This window comes from Belnapia rosea, from assembly GCF_900101615.1.
Lineage (GTDB): Bacteria > Pseudomonadota > Alphaproteobacteria > Acetobacterales > Acetobacteraceae > Belnapia > Belnapia rosea.
In genome coordinates this window covers 1-16,237 of record NZ_FMZX01000042.1, presented here as the reverse complement: position 1 = coordinate 16,237, position 16,237 = coordinate 1, and the positions used below count along the sequence as shown (strand labels likewise).

Sequence of the window (16,237 nt, the reverse complement as noted above, 5' to 3'; positions counted from 1 at the left end):
GCGAAGCCCGGCTCGATCACGCCGCATACCGGCTTCAAGGCCGAGGCCTACATCCTGACCAAGGAGGAGGGCGGGCGCCACACGCCGTTCTTCACCAACTACCGGCCGCAGTTCTACTTCCGGACCACCGACGTGACCGGGATCGTGAAGCTGCCGGAAGGCGTCGAGATGGTGATGCCGGGCGACAACGTGACGATGGATGTCGAGCTGATCGCCCCCATCGCCATGGACCAGGGCCTCCGCTTCGCCATCCGCGAAGGCGGCCGTACCGTCGGCGCCGGCGTCGTCGCCTCCATCGTGAAGTAGGTCCGGCCACCGGCCGGACAGGGGACGGGCCGCCTTCGGGCGGCCCGTTTGCGTTGGGGATAAGCCTCGGTCGCCCCTCGACAGCCCTTCACCGCTGACTTATAGGCATCGCCGCACGCCGCGGCCCCGCCGGGCGTGAAGGGGCGTAGCTCAATTGGCTAGAGCGCCGGTCTCCAAAACCGGAGGTTGGGGGTTCGAGACCCTCCGCCCCTGCCACTGGCCCCGGCCCGGCCGGGGTATCCTGTCTTGTCCAGGGTGGCATCCCTCCCCCATGCTGCGGGGGTGGGCGGCCGCCCGCGAAGCGTTAACCGCAGCCCGGAAGGTTCCCTGACTTGGCCAAGCTTGATCCCGCGCAGTATGTCCGGGACGTGCGGACGGAGGTGGCGAAGGTCACCTGGCCGAGCCGCAAGGAAACCCTGATCACCACCGGCCTCGTGCTGGCGATGTCGGCGCTGGCGGCCATTTTCTTCCTGGTCGCCGATCAGCTGATCGCCCTGGCGATGCGCGGCCTGTTCGGAATCGGGTGAGGGAGCAGCAGGCGATGGCCAAGCGCTGGTACGTGGTGCACGTCTATTCGGGCTTCGAGAAGAAGATCGCGCAGCAGATCAAGGAACAGGCCGCCCAGAAGGGCCTCGGCGACCAGTTCGACGAGATCCTGGTCCCCGCCGAGGAGGTGACCGAGGTCCGCCGTGGCCAGAAGGTCAATTCCGAGCGGAAATTCTTCCCCGGCTACGTGCTGGTGAAGATGGAGATGTCGGACGACGCCTGGCACCTGGTGAAGGACACGCCGAAGGTCACCGGCTTCCTCGGCAACAAGAACAAGCCGAGCCCGATCACCGAGGCCGAGGCCCAGCGAATCGTCAACCAGGTGAAGGAAGGCGTGGAGAAGCCGCGCAAGCCCGCCGTGGTCTTCGAGGTGGGTGAGCAGGTCCGCGTCGCCGACGGGCCCTTCACCAGCTTCATGGGCACGGTCGAGGAGGTGGATGAGGAGCGCGGCCGCGTGAAGGTCTCGGTCAGCATCTTCGGCCGCTCCACCCCGGTCGAGCTGGAATATACCCAGGTCGAGAAGACCTGACGCCGCCGTATACGCGGCTGCGCGCATCACGCTAGCCTTGCCGCCGCCCGGGCCACAGAGCCCGGCGGGAAACGGCGGAAAGGCAGGGGCGGATGCTCATCGCGCGCAGAAGCTTGCTGGCCGGGGGCGCCCTCGCGCTGCCGGCCGTCGCGGCCAGGGCCGGGGAGGAATACCCCGCACGGCCCATCACCTGGGTGGTGCCGGGCAGCCCCGGAAGCGTGCTCGATGTCGCCGCCCGGCTGATCGCCCTGAAGCTCGGTGTCCTGCTCGGCCAGAGCGTGGTTATCGACAACCGCACCGGCGCCGGCGGCACGGTCGCCGCCGAATTCGCGGCCCGTGCCGCGCCTGACGGCTACACCGTCTTCTTCGGCAACTTCGCCACCTTCGCCATCGCCCCGCTGCTGATCCCGGGCCTCCGCTTCGAGGCACGGCGGGACTTCATGCCGGTCCACGGCATCGGTGCCTCGGCCAATATCGTCATCACTGGCAGCGGCCGGCCCTTCGCCACCATCCTGGCCCTGATCGATCATGCGAAGCGCAACCCCGGTCGGGTGACCTATGGCGCCAGCATCGGCTCCGGCCAGCATGCCGCCGGCGCGCTCTTCGCCCAGAAGGCGGGGGTGGAACTGACCCTGGTGCCCTATTCCAATTTCGCCCAGGCGCTGAACGATACCGTCGCCGGCCGGCTGGACTTGATGTTCGACTACCCGCTGAGCGCCCTCCCGCATGTGCGGGACGGCAAGCTGCGCGCCCTCGCGGTCAATGCCGGGGAGCGGCTGGCGATCGCCCCGGAGGTGCCGACCCTGGCCGAGGCCGGGCTGTCCGGCGCCGAACTCCTGGGTTGGTCGGGCCTCTACGCGCCGATGCGCACGCCGCCTGCCATCACCGCCCGGCTGGCGGAGGCGACCCACCGGGCCCTGCTCGACCGCGAGGTGAAGGCGCTTTTCGACAGCACCGGCACCCTGCTCTGGGACGGCGTCGATGGGCCGGCCCTCGGCCGTGCCCTGGAGGCGGAAATCCCCCGGATGCAACGGCTCATCGGGCCGGCCGCCAAGGGCGGCTAGGGTCGCCCGGACGGGCGACCCCGGCTTGCCTAGCGCTGCGGGCCGCGGCCGCCGCCAAGCAGGCTGCTGAGCAGGCCGCCGAGGCCGCCGCCATGCAGCTCGCCCTCATGCTGCGGCACCCGGCCCTGCGGCGTCAGCCGGTCCACCATGTCGGGCAGGACACGGCTGACCTCCTGCATCAGCGTGCCGCGGTCGGTGCCCGCCTGCTGCGCCGCCTCGTCCACATCCTTCGGGTCGAAGGCGCGGGAGAGTTCGTCCGGCGAGACGCTCTCATTCGGGCCGTGCTGCACCCAGCTGTTGACATGCCGGTCGAGGCCCTGGTTGCGGAGCCCCCCCAACAGGCCGCCCAGCCCGCCAAGGAGGCCGCCCGCCGCGGCGCCTCCGCCACCTCCGAGCAAGCCGCCCAGGATGTCGCCGATCCCGCCACCGCCGCCACCCTGGCCCTGCGGCACCGGCGCGGAGCCCGGCACCTCGCTCGCCTGGCCCTGCGAATGCTTCATCAACTGCTGGACGAGCAACGCGATGGCCGCCATCTTCATCCCGCCCGAGAGGCCACCCGCCAAGCCGCCGCCACCCGACCGTCCGAACAATCCTTCACTCATGGCCATACTCCCTGTCTTGGCATGTCACTGGCGGGGAAACGCCCGGCGGGACAGGACGATGCGCTGTCCGATCCGCTGAATTTCGTGCCGGTCACGGAACCCGGGCGCTGGCGCTGCCTTATCGCCGGGCATTGCTGAACAAGGATCTCGGCCAATGGGTATCATCGGAACGATTGTCATCGGCTTCCTCGCCGGCCTCGTTGCCAAATTCCTCCATCCTGGCCGGGACCCCGCCGGCTTCATCATCACGACGCTGCTCGGGATCGTCGGCGCCGTCGTCGCGACCTATCTTGGCCAGGCAGTCGGCTGGTACCGGGCGGGCGAGGGGGCCGGCTTCATCGGAGCCGTCATTGGCGCCGTGATCGTGCTGGTCATCTACAACCTGGTCACGCGCCGCTCGGCCAGCAACCGCGTCTGACACCGGCGCGGGGAGCCGGGCCCGATATAGGGCTTGACTCCCCCGTCGCACCCGCCCATACGCCCCCGCTCTACTCAGATCGGGACGCGGGAGGCGTCCGGCCGTCCATCCCATGGGCGGCCGGCGCCGTGAGCACCGCGCCTCCCTGACGACAGGGACGTATCATGGCGAAGAAGATTACCGGTTACATCAAGCTGCAGATACCGGCAGGCAAGGCGAACCCCTCGCCGCCGGTCGGCCCGGCGCTCGGTCAGCGCGGCCTCAACATCATGCAGTTCGTGAAGGAATTCAACGCGGCGACCCAGGGCCTCGAGCCGGGCACCCCGACGCCGGTGGTCATCACCGCCTATTCGGACCGCACCTTCTCCTTCATCACCAAGACCCCGCCGAACACCCATTTCCTGCTGCGCGCCGCCAAGATCGACAAGGGCAGCCAGACGCCGGGCAAGGGTGGCTCCGTGGGCCGGGTGACCAAGACCCAGCTGCGCGAGATCGCCGCGACCAAGATGAAGGACATGAACGCCAACGACGTGGAAGCGGCAGTGCGCATGCTGGCGGGCTCGGCCCGTTCCATGGGCCTCGTCGTGGTGGAGGGCTGATCCGATGGCCAAGCAGGGTAAGCGCCTCAAGGCGATCTATGCCTCCGTCGACCGTGACGCGATCGTTCCGCTGCAGCAGGCGATCAGCCTGGTGAAGGCGAACGCCAAGGCGAAGTTCGACGAGACCATCGAGATCTCGATGAACCTCGGCATCGACCCGCGGCATGCGGACCAGATGGTCCGCGGCGTCGTCGGCCTGCCGAACGGCACCGGCAAGACCGTCCGCGTCGGCGTCTTCGCTCGCGGCCCGAAGGCCGATGAGGCGCTGGCCGCCGGCGCCGATGTGGTCGGCGCCGATGACCTCGCCGCCGCCGTGCAGGAAGGCCGGATTGAGTTCGACCGCTGCATCGCCACGCCGGACATGATGGCGCTGGTCGGTCGTCTCGGTAAGATCCTCGGCCCGCGCGGCCTGATGCCGAACCCCCGCCTCGGCACCGTCACCATGGATGTCCGCGGCGCCGTCACGGCCGCCAAGGCCGGCCAGGTGGAGTTCCGGGCGGAGAAGGCCGGCATCGTCCATGCCGGCATCGGCAAGGCAAGCTTCGACGAGGAGAAGCTCCTCGAGAATGCCCGCGCCTTCGTCGACGCCATCCAGCGTGCCCGGCCGGCCGGCGCCAAGGGGACCTATGTGAAGAAGGTCGCCGTGGCCTCCACCATGGGCCCGGGCGTGAAGGTCGATGTCGCCTCCCTGAGCGCGACCGCCTGACAACCTGATTCGCCCGCCCTTTCGGGGCGGGCGCGCAGGGATGGCCGCAAGGCCGTCCCGAAACCTGTCCGAGACCGCAGGTGCCCCTCCGGGGGCCTAAAGGGGCCTGGCCCCGCCCGCGATAGACGGGGTGCGGAGCGTTTCGCCGCCGGCTGAGCCCGGCGGCGCTGATGGCTTGGCAGTCCGGCTCAGACAGGCGAACGGGGCTCATGGCATCCTGCCATGCGCCCCCGCGTGAACCGGCCGGAGCCCCTCCACCAGGCGCCGGCCACCGACGGAGACGGGATATGGACCGCACGGAAAAGCGCGAGTTCATCGCCCAGCTGTCCGCGGTGTTCGCAGATACCTCCTTCGTGCTCGTCGCCCAGAACAAGGGTCTGACGGTCGCGGATGTGAGCGAGCTGCGGCGCCGCATGCGGGCTGCTGGTGCGACGTACAAGGTCGCGAAGAACCGGCTGGCCATGCTCGCCCTCGACGGCACCCGCTTCCAGACCGTCTCGCCGCTGCTGAAGGGCCCGACCGCGCTTGCGTGGTCGACGGACCCGGTGGCGGTGGCGAAGACGGCCGTGGAGTTCGCCAGGGGTAACGACAAGTTCGTGATCCTGGGCGGGGCACTCGGGACCCAGGCCTTGAACCCCGATGGGATCAAGGCCCTGTCCGAGCTGCCTTCGCTCGAGACGTTGCGGGCGCAGCTGCTGGGTCTGATCCAGACCCCGGCAACGCGCATCGCCGGGGTGCTTCAGGCCCCCGGTTCGCAGCTGGCACGGGTGTTCAGCGCCTTCGCCAAGAAGGATGCCGAGGGTGAGGCGGAAGCCGCCTGACCATGGGATAGGCCCCTGCCGCAGGTGGGGGTGTTGCAAACGGCAAGCCAAGCCATTAGATCAAAGGGTACACAGACATGGCCGATCTCGCAAAGCTGGTCGATGAGCTCTCCAGCCTGACCGTCCTGGAGGCCGCTGAGCTCTCCAAGATGCTGGAGGAGAAGTGGGGCGTCTCCGCCGCGGCTCCGGTCGCGATGGCGGCTGCGCCTGCCGCTGGTGGCGGTGCTGCCGCGGCTCCGGCCGAAGAGCAGACCGAGTTCACCGTCACTCTGGCTTCGGCCGGTGACAAGAAGATCAACATCATCAAGGAGATCCGCACCATTACCGGTCTCGGCCTGAAGGAGGCCAAGGATCTGGTCGAGGGCGCGCCGAAGGTGGTGAAGGAAGCCGCGTCGAAGGACGAAGCTGCCAAGATCAAGAAGGTGCTGGAAGATAACGGGGCGACCGTCGAGGTTAAGTAAGGTCGCCACGACTGCAATCCTGGTTCCGGCCGTCCGTCGCCGGAACCAGGGCCAGACTAGAGTAGGTACGGGCGGGAACCCTCAGGGTTGCCGCCCGTGCTGCCGTTTCTCCCCGGCGGGCGCGGCGGGGCAGTGCGGCAGGCGGGCATGTACACGGCACGCGACGGGCGGTGGCCCGAGCGAGAGGGATACGGGACAGGCATGAACGCTATCACCAAGTCGTTCACCGGGCGCAAGCGCATCCGCAAGAGCTTCGGCCGGCTGCCGGAAGTGGCGCCGATGCCGAACCTCATCGATGTGCAGCGGGCCTCCTACGAGGCCTTCCTGCAGATGGAGGTCAACCCTGACGCGCGCACCCATACCGGGTTGCAGGAAGTTTTTAAATCGGTTTTCCCGATCGATGACTTCGCCGGCCGTGGCCGGCTGGAATTCGTACAGTACGAGCTCGAAGAGCCCAAATACGACGTCGAGGAGTGCATCCAGCGCGGGCTGACCTTTGCCGCGCCGCTGAAGGTACGCCTGCGCCTGATCGTCTGGGACGTGGATGAGGACACGGGCTCTCGTTCCGTCCGCGATATCAAGGAGCAGGATGTCTACATGGGCGACATGCCGCTCATGACGGATAACGGCACCTTCATCATCAACGGTACCGAGCGCGTCATCGTCTCCCAGATGCACCGCAGCCCGGGCGTCTTCTTCGACCACGACAAGGGCAAGACGCATAGCAGCGGCAAGTACCTCTTCGCCGCGCGCGTCATCCCCTATCGCGGCTCCTGGCTCGACTTCGAGTTCGACGCGAAGGACATCTGCTACGTCCGCATCGACCGCAAGCGGAAGCTGCCGGCCAGCACCCTGCTGCTCGCGCTCGATTCGGCGCGGACCGAAGCCCTGCGCGCCGAGAAGGGCTCCAGCCTGGAGCCGAACGAGATCCGCGGCATGGATGCCGAGGAGATCCTGGGCGAATTCTATGGCCAGGTCGCCTTCACCCGCAGCGCCCAGGGCTGGTCGCGCCCCTTCGACCCGGAGGCTTTCCGCGGCGTGAAGCTGCAGGAGCCGCTGATCGACGCCAAGACCGGCCAGGTGGTCGCGGAGAAGGACGCGAAGCTGACGCCGCGCGCCGCCCGCAAGATCGCCGAGGGCGGCACGACCGAGGTGCTGGTCGGCCGCGCCGACCTGCTCGGCCGGTTCGTCGCCGAGGATCTCGTCGACATGAATACCGGCGAGATCTGGGCCGAGGCGGGTGAGGAGCTGACCGAGCCGAAGCTGGCGGCGATCGAGGCCGCCGGCCTCGACCGGCTGCCGACGCTCGCCATCGACCAGGCCGTCGGACCCTGGATGCGCAACACGCTGGTGGTGGACAAGAACGCCAACCGCGACGAAGCGCTGATGGACATCTACCGGGTCATGCGCCCGGGCGAGCCGCCGACGCCTGAGACCGCCGAGACGCTGTTCCGTGGCTTGTTCTTCGACGGTGAGCGTTACGACCTCTCCTCGGTCGGCCGGGTGAAGATGAACATGCGCCTCGGCTTCTCCGCCGAGGAGGTGCCGGACACCACCCGTACGCTCCGCAAGCAGGACATCATCGCCACCCTCCGAGTCCTGCTGGAGCTGAAGGACGGCCGCGGCCAGATCGACGACATCGACAATCTCGGCAACCGCCGCGTGCGCTCGGTCGGCGAGCTGATGGAGAACCAGTACCGCGTCGGCCTGCTCCGCATGGAGCGCGCGATCAAGGAGCGCATGGGGTCGGTCGATATCGACACCGTCATGCCGCATGACCTGATCAACGCGAAGCCGGCGGCGGCGGCGGTGCGGGAGTTCTTCGGCTCCTCGCAGCTGTCCCAGTTCATGGACCAGACCAACCCGCTCTCCGAGGTGACGCATAAGCGCCGCCTCTCGGCGCTTGGCCCGGGCGGCCTGACCCGTGAGCGTGCCGGCTTCGAGGTGCGCGACGTGCACCCGACGCATTACGGCCGCATCTGCCCGATCGAGACGCCGGAAGGCCCGAATATCGGCCTGATCAACAGCCTTGCCACCTTCGCCAAGGTGAACAAGTACGGCTTCATCGAGACGCCCTACCGCCTTGTGCGGGACGGCAAGATCGTCGGCGAGCCGCGCTACCTCTCCGCCATGGAGGAGGAGCGGCTGGTGGTCGCCCAGGCCGATGCCGAGGTCGATGCCGAGACCGGCGAGTTCAAGTCGGAGCTGGTGAGCGTGCGCCAGGGTGGCGACTTCCGGCTGGTGAAGCCGGAAGAGGTCACCGCCATCGACGTCTCGCCGAAGCAGCTCGTCTCGGTCGCCGCGGCGCTCATCCCGTTCCTCGAGAATGACGACGCCAACCGCGCGCTCATGGGCTCGAACATGCAGCGCCAGGCGGTGCCGCTGGTTCGCGCCGATGCGCCGCTGGTCGGCACCGGCATGGAGGCGGCGGTCGCCCGGGACTCCGGCGCGACCATCGTCGCCCGCCGCGACGGCGTGGTGGACAGCATCGACGGCGCCCGCATCGTGGTGCGCGCGACGGGCGATGACGGCACCACCCGTGGCGTCGACATCTACCGGCTGCGCAAGTTCCAGCGCTCCAACCAGTCCACCTGCATCAACCAGCGTCCGCTGGTGAAGGTGGGGGATGGCGTGCGCGCCGGCGAGATCATCGCCGACGGGCCGAGCACGGAGCTGGGCGAGCTGGCGCTGGGGCGGAACGTCCTCGTCGCCTTCATGCCCTGGAACGGCTACAACTTCGAGGACTCCATCCTCATCAGCGAGCGGATCGCCAAGGACGACGTCTTCACCTCGATCCATATCGAGGAATTCGAGGTCATGGCCCGCGACACCAAGCTGGGCCAGGAGGAGATCACCCGCGACATCCCGAACGTGGGTGAGGAGGCGCTCCGCAACCTCGACGAGGCCGGCATCGTCTATATCGGCGCCGAGGTCCAGCCGGGCGACATCCTGGTCGGCAAGGTGACGCCGAAGGGCGAGAGCCCGATGACGCCGGAGGAGAAGCTGCTCCGCGCCATCTTCGGCGAGAAGGCCTCCGACGTGCGCGACACCTCGCTCCGGCTGCCGCCGGGCGTGGCCGGCACCATCGTCGATGTTCGCGTCTTCTCCCGCCGCGGCGTGGACAAGGACGAGCGCGCGATGGCGATCGAGCGCGCCGAGATCGAGCGGCTGGCCAAGGACCGCGACGACGAGAAGGCCATCCAGGAGCGGTCCTTCCACAGCCGGCTGCGCGAGCGGCTGCTGAACAAGAAGGCCTCGGGCGGTTTCCGCGGCGTGAAGGCGGGCACGGTCATCACCGATGAGGTGCTGGACCAGTTCGCCAAGGCCACCTGGCGCCAGATCGGCGTGCAGGACGACGCGGCCATGGCCGAGATCGAGGCGCTGAAGCGCGAGTTCGACGCTGCCGTCGAGCGCCTGCAGAAGCGTTTCGAAAGCAAGGTCGAGAAGCTGCAGCGCGGCGACGAGCTGCCGCCCGGCGTGATGAAGATGGTCAAGGTCTTCGTCGCGGTGAAGCGGAAGCTGCAGCCGGGCGACAAGATGGCCGGCCGGCATGGCAACAAGGGTGTGGTCTCGCGGGTCGTCCCCGTGGAGGACATGCCCTTCCTCGAGGACGGCACCACCGCCGACCTCGTGCTGAACCCGCTCGGCGTGCCGTCGCGGATGAACGTGGGGCAGATCCTCGAGACCCATCTCGGCTGGGCCTGCGCCAATCTCGGCCGGCAGGTCGGCGATCTGGTCGAGGAGTATCGTCGCAGCGGGGCGATGCGGGATGAGCTGATGGCCCATCTCCGTGCGACCTATGGCGACGAGGTCTTCGATCGGGACATCGCTCCGATGAGCGACGACCAGCTGATCGAGCTCTGCGATAACCTGAAGAAGGGCATCCCCATTGCGACGCCCGTCTTCGACGGCGCCCGCATGGCCGATATCGAGGGCATGCTGGACCGGGCCGGGCTCGACAGCTCCGGCCAGGTCTGGCTGACCGACGGCCGGACCGGCGAGATCTTCGAGCGCAAGGTGACGGTCGGCATCATCTACATGCTGAAGCTGCACCATCTGGTCGACGACAAGATCCACGCCCGCTCCATCGGCCCCTACTCGCTCGTCACCCAGCAGCCGCTGGGCGGCAAGGCGCAGTTCGGTGGACAGCGCTTCGGCGAGATGGAGGTCTGGGCGCTGGAAGCCTATGGCGCCGCCTACACGCTGCAGGAGATGCTGACGGTGAAGTCGGACGACGTCTCCGGCCGCACCAAGGTCTACGAGGCGATCGTCCGCGACCAGGACAATTTCGAGGCCGGCATCCCCGAGAGCTTCAACGTCCTGGTGAAGGAGCTGAAGTCTCTCGGCCTGAACGTCGACCTGGAGACTCGCGGCAGCTGAGGCTGCCGCCCATATCTTTCCTACACAGCCGCCCCGACCCGTGCGGGGCGGCGGGCTGGACCACAAGGAAGGCCGCATGAACGAGCTGATGAAGATCCTGGGCCAGACCGGCCAGGCAATGACCTTCGACCAGATCAAGATCTCGATCGCCTCCCCGGAGCAGATCCGCTCCTGGTCCTATGGCGAGATCAAGAAGCCGGAGACGATCAACTACCGCACCTTCAAGCCGGAGCGGGACGGGCTGTTCTGCGCCCGCATCTTCGGCCCGATCAAGGACTACGAGTGCCTTTGCGGCAAGTACAAGCGGATGAAGTTCCGCGGCATCATCTGCGAGAAGTGCGGCGTCGAGGTGACGCTGGCCAAGGTCCGGCGCGAGCGCATGGGCCATATCGAGCTGGCCAGCCCCGTTGCGCATATCTGGTTCATGAAGTCGCTGCCCAGCCGCGTCGGCCTGATGGTCGACATGTCGCTGAAGGAGCTGGAGAAGGTTCTCTACTTCGAGTCCTATGTCGTCCTTGAGCCGGGCCTCACCGATCTGAAGCTGCACCAGCTTCTGACCGAGGACCAGTACCAGACGAAGGTGGACGAGTTCGGCGACGATGCCTTCACTGTCGGCATCGGTGCCGAGGCGGTGAAGCAGATGCTCTCGGGCATCGATTGCGACAAGGAAGCGACCCGGCTGCGCGCCGAGCTGAAGGAGACCACCTCCGAGGCGAAGCGCAAGAAGTTGGTGAAGCGCCTGAAGCTGATCGAGGCCTTCGCCGAATCGGGCGCGCGTCCGGACTGGATGATCCTCGGCGTCGTGCCGGTGATCCCGCCCGAGCTGCGCCCGCTGGTGCCGCTCGACGGCGGCCGCTTCGCGACCTCCGACCTGAATGACCTCTATCGCCGCGTCATCAACCGGAACAACCGGCTGAAGCGCCTGATCGAGCTGCGCGCCCCGGACATCATCGTCCGGAACGAGAAGCGCATGCTGCAGGAGGCGGTGGACGCGCTGTTCGACAACGGCCGCCGCGGCCGCGCCATCACGGGCGCCAACAAGCGCCCGCTGAAGTCGCTCAGCGACATGCTGAAGGGCAAGCAGGGCCGGTTCCGGCAGAACCTGCTCGGCAAGCGCGTCGACTATTCGGGCCGCTCGGTCATCGTGGTCGGGCCGGAGATGAAGCTGCACCAGTGCGGGCTGCCGAAGAAGATGGCGCTCGAGCTGTTCAAGCCCTTCATCTACTCGAAGCTCGAGAAGTACGGCCACGCCACCACCATCAAGGCCGCCAAGCGGATGGTGGAGAAGGAGCGTCCCGAGGTGTGGGACATCCTCGAGGAGGTCATCCGCGAGCACCCGGTCATGCTGAACCGGGCGCCCACGCTGCACCGCCTCGGCATCCAGGCCTTCGAGCCGGTCCTCGTCGAGGGCAAGGCGATCCAGCTGCACCCGCTGGTCTGCACCGCCTTCAACGCGGACTTCGACGGCGACCAGATGGCCGTGCACGTCCCCCTGAGCCTCGAGGCCCAGCTGGAAGCGCGCGTGCTGATGATGTCGACCAACAACATCCTCAGCCCGGCCAACGGCAAGCCGATCATCGTGCCGAGCCAGGACATCGTCCTCGGCCTCTACTATCTCAGCCTGGAGACGCCGGAATTCCGCGTCGCCGACGAGAAGGAGGCTCCGGCCTTCTCCTCCATGGGCGAGATTGAGCAGGCCCTGGCCGCTGGCGCCATCCAGCTCCACACCAAAATCCGCATGCGGCGCCAGACGATGGACCGCGACGGCAAGGTGGTCATGGAGCGGGTGGTGACGACGCCGGGTCGCGTCATGATGGGCCAGCTGCTGCCGCTGCACCCGCAGCTGCCCTTCAGCCTCATCAATCGTCAGCTGACGAAGAAGTCGATCTCCGACGTCATCGATGCCGTGTACCGGCATTGCGGCCAGAAGGAGAGCGTGATCTTCGCCGACCGGCTGATGGGCATCGGCTTCCGCCAGGCGGCGAAGGCCGGCATCTCCTTCGGCAAGGACGACATGATGATCCCGGCCAGCAAGCCGGAGATGATCGGCAAGACCAAGGCCGAGGTGAAGGAGTTCGAGCAGCAGTATCTCGACGGCCTCATCACCGCGGGCGAGCGCTACAACAAGGTGGTCGACGCCTGGTCGCGCTGCACCGAGGAAGTGGCCCAGGCCATGATGAAGGAGATCTCCCGCCAGGAGGTCGGCCGGCCGACCAACAGCGTCTGGATGATGTCGCATTCCGGTGCGCGCGGCTCGCCGGCGCAGATGCGCCAGCTGGCCGGCATGCGCGGCCTGATGGCGAAGCCGTCGGGCGAGATCATCGAGCAGCCGATCATCTCCAACTTCAAGGAGGGGCTGACGGTCCTCGAGTACTTCAACTCCACTCACGGCGCCCGGAAGGGCCTCGCGGATACGGCGCTGAAGACCGCCAACTCCGGCTACCTCACCCGCCGTCTGGTGGATGTGGCGCAGGACTGCATCATCGTCATGAATGATTGCGGCACCGAGCGTGGCATCACCGTGCGGCCCGTGATGGATGGCGGCGAGGTCATCTCCTCGCTCTCCGAGCGGATCCTCGGCCGCTTCACCCAGCGGGACGTCGTCGACCCGGCGACCGGCGAGGTGCTGGCTGCCCGGAACACGGTGATCGAGGAGCCGGATGCCGAGCGTATCGAGGCGGCGGGCGTGGAGGAGATGTATATCCGCTCCGTCCTGACCTGCGATGCCGGTGTCGGCGTCTGCGGCCATTGCTACGGCCGTGACCTGGCCCGCGGCACGCCGGTGAATGTCGGCGAGGCGGTGGGCGTCATCGCCGCGCAGTCGATCGGCGAGCCGGGCACCCAGCTGACCATGCGCACCTTCCATATCGGTGGCGCGGCGCAGCGCGGGGCCGAGCAGTCGGCGGTGGAAGCCACCAATGACGGCACGGTCAAGATCGCCAACCGGAACGTGGTGGCGAACAGCGCCGGCGCGCCGGTGGTGATGAGCCGGAACTGCGAGATCGTGCTCAGCGACATGGCTGGCCGCGAGCGGGCGCGCTACCGCGTGCCTTACGGCGCCCGGCTGCTGGTCGACGAGGGTGCGACGGTCTCCCGCGGCCAGAAGCTGGCCGAATGGGACCCCTTCACCCTGCCGATCATCACCGAGCGGGCGGGCACGCTGGAATTCGCCGACCTCATCGAGGGCGTGACCCTCTACGAGGAGACGGACCCGGTCACCGGCCTCAGCTCCAAGGTGGTGCGCGAGCCGGTGGACAAGGCCCGCAATGCCAACCTCCGGCCGCGGCTGCTGCTGCGCTCGGAGGACGGGCAGACGCAGCAGTACTTCCTGCAGCCGGCCTCGGTGCTGAACGTCGAGAATGCCGGCGTGGTGAAGGCAGGCGACGTGCTGGCCCGGCTGCCGCGCGAATCCTCGAAGACCCGCGACATCACCGGCGGTCTGCCGCGTGTCGCCGAGCTCTTCGAGGCCCGCCGGCCCAAGGACCATGCGATCATCTCCGAGATCGATGGCCGCGTGGAATTCGGCAAGGATTACAAGGCCAAGCGCCGCATCGTGGTGGTGCCTGAGCAGCAGGGCGACGAGGCCCCGGTGCCCCGTGAGTACCTGGTGCCGAAGGGCAAGCACGTCTCGGTGCAGGAGGGCGACTACGTGAAGGCCGGCGACCCGCTCGTCGACGGTCCCCGCGTGCCGCATGACATCCTGCGCGTGCTGGGTGTCGAGGCGCTGGCGAACTACCTGGTGAATGAGATCCAGGACGTCTATCGACTCCAGGGCGTGAAGATCAACGACAAGCACATCGAGGTCATCGTTCGCCAGATGCTGCAGAAGGTCGAGATCCTCGAGCCCGGTGACACGACCTATCTGGTCGGCGAGCAGGTGGACCGGATCGAGTTCGAGCAGGAGAACGAGAAGCGCCTGCAAGCCAAGGAGCGGCCCGCCCGGGCCGAGCCGGTGCTGCAGGGCATCACCAAGGCCTCGCTGCAGACCACCAGCTTCATCTCCGCCGCCTCCTTCCAGGAGACGACGCGGGTGCTGACCGAGGCGGCAACGGCCGGCAAGGTCGATGTCCTGGCTGGTCTGAAGGAGAACGTCATCGTCGGCCGCCTCATCCCGGCCGGCACGGGCTCCGTCATGAACCGCCTGAGGGCCCTGGCGGCTCAGCGGGACCGTGGGCGCCTGCCCACGGCCCAGCCAGCCCTGCCGGAGCCCACAGGGCGCCAGGCAGCCGAGTAAAAGGCGCATGTTCCAGAAGGGGCCGGGTTCCGCGAGGGACCCGGCCCTTGTTTTTTGCGCCCGCTTTTTCATTCGCCGCGGGTTGCTTCGCTTGACTCATCCCCCCGCACCGCGTAGGTAGCCCGCCCTTGGCAAGGCCGGGCGCTGTGGCGCCGGACGGCCAAGACTTTGGTCCACAACGCTGCGCGTCCGGCACCGCGACCTTTAAGGTTGCTCAGGCCGGGTGCCGGTCAGGGCGCCCGCCGGCGAGCAACCTGCTCAGCCCGTGCGGGCATTCTGGCTTTGCGTGGCTGCGGGGCCGACGGACGGTACACGAAGGGGCGTCATGCCGACGATCAACCAGCTCATCGCCCAGGGGCGCGAGCCGAACGCGAAGCGGAACAAGGTTCCGGCGCTGCAGGGCTGCCCGCAGAAGCGTGGCGTTTGCACGCGCGTCTATACCACCACGCCGAAGAAGCCGAACTCGGCGCTTCGTAAGGTGGCCAAGGTGCGCCTGACCAATGGCTACGAGGTGGTGAGCTACATCCCGGGCGAAGGTCACAACCTGCAGGAACATTCCGTGGTGCTCATCCGGGGCGGCCGCGTGAAGGACTTGCCGGGCGTTCGCTATCACATCCTCCGCGGCGTGCTCGATACGCAGGGCCTGCCGAAGCGTCGTCAGCGCCGGTCGCTGTACGGCGCGAAGCGGCCGAAGTAGGAGAGGGGCAGGAATGTCTCGCCGTCACAGCGCGCAGAAGCGCGAAGTTTTGCCGGACCCGAAATTCGGGGATCTCGTGCTCAGCCGTTTCATGAACGTGCTGATGTATGACGGCAAGAAGAGCACTGCCGAGCGTATCGTCTACGCCGCCATGGATACGCTGAAGCGCCGCGTCGGTCCGAGTGGCGACCCGCTGCGTCTGTTCCATGATGCGATGGACAACGTGAAGCCGGCTGTCGAGGTGCGCAGCCGCCGCGTCGGTGGCGCCACCTACCAGGTGCCCGTCGAGGTTCGGCCGGAGCGCCGCCAGGCGCTGGCGATCCGGTGGCTGATCGAGTCTGCGCGCAAGCGCGGCGAGAATACTATGGAAGAGCGCCTTTCTGGCGAGCTGTTGGACGCGGCGAACAACCGCGGCACGGCTGTCAAGAAGCGCGAGGACACGCACCGGATGGCAGAGGCGAACAAAGCCTTCAGCCATTACCGCTGGTAATCCGGCCCCGATCGAGGAACGACGACGATGGCGAAGGCGAAGTTTGAGCGGAACAAGCCGCACTGCAACATTGGCACGATCGGGCATGTGGATCATGGCAAGACGTCGCTGACGGCGGCGATCACCAAGGTTCTGGCGGAGACGGGCGGGGCGACGTTCACGGCGTATGACCAGATCGACAAGGCGCCGGAGGAGCGGGCTCGTGGCATCACGATCTCGACGGCGCATGTCGAGTACGAGACGGCGAACCGGCACTACGCGCATGTGGACTGCCCTGGCCACGCCGACTACGTGAAGAACATGATCACCGGCGCGGCGCAGATGGACGGCGCGATCCTGGTGGTGTCGGCCGCCGACGGCCCGATGCCGCAGACGCGCGAGCAC

15 protein-coding genes and 1 tRNA gene are annotated in these 16,237 nt (G+C 67.6%); 15 read left to right on the top strand and 1 reads right to left on the bottom strand.

Translation table 11 applies throughout. From position 1 onward, the window contains the following. The 5 genes from BLR02_RS26400 to BLR02_RS26380 form a co-directional block, all read left to right on the top strand. On the top strand, nt 1–306 hold a 306-nt coding region (locus tag BLR02_RS26400), incomplete at its 5' end, for an EF-Tu C-terminal domain-related protein (protein WP_456303806.1). 139 nt (nt 307–445) lie between these two features. After that, nucleotides 446–522 (top strand) — tRNA-Trp (locus BLR02_RS26395). Between the two features lie 116 nt (nt 523–638). Next, a complete protein-coding gene (gene secE, locus BLR02_RS26390) occupies nt 639–833 on the top strand; it encodes a preprotein translocase subunit SecE (protein ID WP_043339530.1) in 195 nt (64 codons plus the stop codon). Between the two features lie 14 nt (nt 834–847). Then, the gene (gene nusG, locus BLR02_RS26385; protein WP_043339529.1) at nt 848–1,381 is read left to right on the top strand and encodes a transcription termination/antitermination protein NusG; all 534 of its coding nucleotides are present in this window, start codon (nt 848–850) and stop codon (nt 1,379–1,381) included. Nucleotides 1,382–1,473: 92 nt separating this feature from the next. Next, a complete protein-coding gene (locus BLR02_RS26380; RefSeq protein WP_090665253.1) occupies nt 1,474–2,445 on the top strand; it encodes a Bug family tripartite tricarboxylate transporter substrate binding protein in 972 nt (323 codons plus the stop codon). Between the two features lie 29 nt (nt 2,446–2,474). Here BLR02_RS26380 and BLR02_RS26375 read toward each other — a convergent pair whose 3' ends face one another. Next, a complete protein-coding gene (locus BLR02_RS26375; RefSeq protein WP_176849843.1) occupies nt 2,475–3,047 on the bottom strand; it encodes a YidB family protein in 573 nt (190 codons plus the stop codon). A 154-nt stretch (nt 3,048–3,201) separates the two neighbouring features. Between BLR02_RS26375 and BLR02_RS26370 the strand changes: the two genes are divergently transcribed. The 10 genes from BLR02_RS26370 to BLR02_RS26325 all read left to right on the top strand — a co-directional run. Next, on the top strand, nt 3,202–3,465 hold the full coding sequence (locus BLR02_RS26370; protein WP_090571457.1) for a GlsB/YeaQ/YmgE family stress response membrane protein: 264 nt from the start codon (nt 3,202–3,204) through the stop codon (nt 3,463–3,465). Between the two features lie 164 nt (nt 3,466–3,629). Next, complete coding sequence (gene rplK / locus BLR02_RS26365; protein WP_090571459.1) at nt 3,630–4,064, top strand: 50S ribosomal protein L11; 435 nt, start codon at nt 3,630–3,632, stop codon at nt 4,062–4,064. A 4-nt stretch (nt 4,065–4,068) separates the two neighbouring features. Beyond that, nucleotides 4,069–4,770: a 50S ribosomal protein L1 gene (gene rplA / locus BLR02_RS26360; RefSeq protein WP_090571461.1), complete on the top strand. Its 702-nt coding sequence runs from the start codon at nt 4,069–4,071 to the stop codon at nt 4,768–4,770. Nucleotides 4,771–5,057: 287 nt separating this feature from the next. Further along, on the top strand, nt 5,058–5,591 hold the full coding sequence (rplJ, locus tag BLR02_RS26355) for a 50S ribosomal protein L10 (protein ID WP_090571463.1): 534 nt from the start codon (nt 5,058–5,060) through the stop codon (nt 5,589–5,591). A gap of 77 nt (nt 5,592–5,668) precedes the next feature. Beyond that, nucleotides 5,669–6,052 (top strand): 50S ribosomal protein L7/L12, encoded by a 384-nt coding sequence (gene rplL / locus BLR02_RS26350; RefSeq protein WP_090571465.1) that lies wholly within the window; start codon nt 5,669–5,671, stop codon nt 6,050–6,052. A 201-nt stretch (nt 6,053–6,253) separates the two neighbouring features. Next, on the top strand, nt 6,254–10,432 hold the full coding sequence (gene rpoB / locus BLR02_RS26345) for a DNA-directed RNA polymerase subunit beta (protein ID WP_090571467.1): 4,179 nt from the start codon (nt 6,254–6,256) through the stop codon (nt 10,430–10,432). Between the two features lie 76 nt (nt 10,433–10,508). Further along, a complete protein-coding gene (rpoC, locus tag BLR02_RS26340) occupies nt 10,509–14,666 on the top strand; it encodes a DNA-directed RNA polymerase subunit beta' (protein ID WP_090571469.1) in 4,158 nt (1,385 codons plus the stop codon). A gap of 325 nt (nt 14,667–14,991) precedes the next feature. Beyond that, on the top strand, nt 14,992–15,363 hold the full coding sequence (gene rpsL / locus BLR02_RS26335; RefSeq protein ID WP_043337543.1) for a 30S ribosomal protein S12: 372 nt from the start codon (nt 14,992–14,994) through the stop codon (nt 15,361–15,363). Nucleotides 15,364–15,376: 13 nt separating this feature from the next. Beyond that, nucleotides 15,377–15,853, top strand: coding sequence for a 30S ribosomal protein S7 (gene rpsG / locus BLR02_RS26330; protein WP_090571471.1), 477 nt, complete (start codon nt 15,377–15,379; stop codon nt 15,851–15,853). A gap of 27 nt (nt 15,854–15,880) precedes the next feature. After that, nucleotides 15,881–16,237, top strand: a 357-nt coding sequence (locus tag BLR02_RS26325) for a GTP-binding protein (RefSeq protein WP_176849842.1), incomplete at its 3' end; no start/stop codon positions are given.

Bases quoted from the DNA above. Each gene is read 5' to 3' on its own strand.
- rpsL (WP_043337543.1), top strand. From the start codon at position 14,992: ATGCCGACGATCAACCAGCTCATCGCCCAGGGGCGCGAGCCGAACGCG.
- nusG (WP_043339529.1), top strand. From the start codon at position 848: ATGGCCAAGCGCTGGTACGTGGTGCACGTCTATTCGGGCTTCGAGAAG.
- BLR02_RS26380 (WP_090665253.1), top strand. From the start codon at position 1,474: ATGCTCATCGCGCGCAGAAGCTTGCTGGCCGGGGGCGCCCTCGCGCTG.
- BLR02_RS26370 (WP_090571457.1), top strand. From the start codon at position 3,202: ATGGGTATCATCGGAACGATTGTCATCGGCTTCCTCGCCGGCCTCGTT.
- rpsG (WP_090571471.1), top strand. From the start codon at position 15,377: ATGTCTCGCCGTCACAGCGCGCAGAAGCGCGAAGTTTTGCCGGACCCG.
- BLR02_RS26375 (WP_176849843.1), bottom strand. From the start codon at position 3,047: ATGAGTGAAGGATTGTTCGGACGGTCGGGTGGCGGCGGCTTGGCGGGT.
- rpoC (WP_090571469.1), top strand. From the start codon at position 10,509: ATGAACGAGCTGATGAAGATCCTGGGCCAGACCGGCCAGGCAATGACC.
- rpoB (WP_090571467.1), top strand. From the start codon at position 6,254: ATGAACGCTATCACCAAGTCGTTCACCGGGCGCAAGCGCATCCGCAAG.
- rplK (WP_090571459.1), top strand. From the start codon at position 3,630: ATGGCGAAGAAGATTACCGGTTACATCAAGCTGCAGATACCGGCAGGC.
- rplL (WP_090571465.1), top strand. From the start codon at position 5,669: ATGGCCGATCTCGCAAAGCTGGTCGATGAGCTCTCCAGCCTGACCGTC.
- rplJ (WP_090571463.1), top strand. From the start codon at position 5,058: ATGGACCGCACGGAAAAGCGCGAGTTCATCGCCCAGCTGTCCGCGGTG.
- rplA (WP_090571461.1), top strand. From the start codon at position 4,069: ATGGCCAAGCAGGGTAAGCGCCTCAAGGCGATCTATGCCTCCGTCGAC.